General features: G+C 56.5%; 1 pseudogene. It reads right to left on the reverse strand.

Annotation, left to right across the window (positions count from 1 at the left end):
• Window positions 1-65: 65 nt before the first annotated feature.
• A pseudogene (locus tag FZZ92_RS13085) lies at window positions 66-446 on the reverse strand (photosystem II q(b) protein); the annotation flags it as partial.

Here is a 446-nt window from a genome sequence, read left to right on the forward strand (position 1 = left end):
GGGCTTTCCGATTCAGTTGATCTGAATCGTTTGATCTGTTCCAGAAGGAACAGGTTGATTCCAGATCAACCGATGGCAGGAGCCTGCAGAGCCACAGGAGTGGACTCAGCAGCAGCCAGGTCGAGGGGGAAGTTGTGAGCGTTGCGCTCGTGCATCACTTCCATGCCGAGGCCGGCACGGTTCAACACGTCGGCCCAGGTGTTCAGGACGCGGCCCTGACCATCAAGGATGGACTGGTTGAAGTTGAAGCCGTTCAGGTTGAAGGCCATGGTTGACACGCCAAGGGCGGTGAACCAGATGCCGACAACAGGCCAGGCAGCCAGGAAGAAGTGAAGGCTACGGCTGTTGTTGAAGGAGGCGTATTGGAAGATCAGGCGACCGAAGTAACCGTGGGCAGCCACGATGTTGTAGGTCTCTTCCTCTTGGCCAAACTTGTAGCCGTAGTT

This window comes from Synechococcus sp. MU1611 (assembly GCF_020514255.1).
In the GTDB taxonomy this organism is placed as follows: domain Bacteria; phylum Cyanobacteriota; class Cyanobacteriia; order PCC-6307; family Cyanobiaceae; genus Parasynechococcus.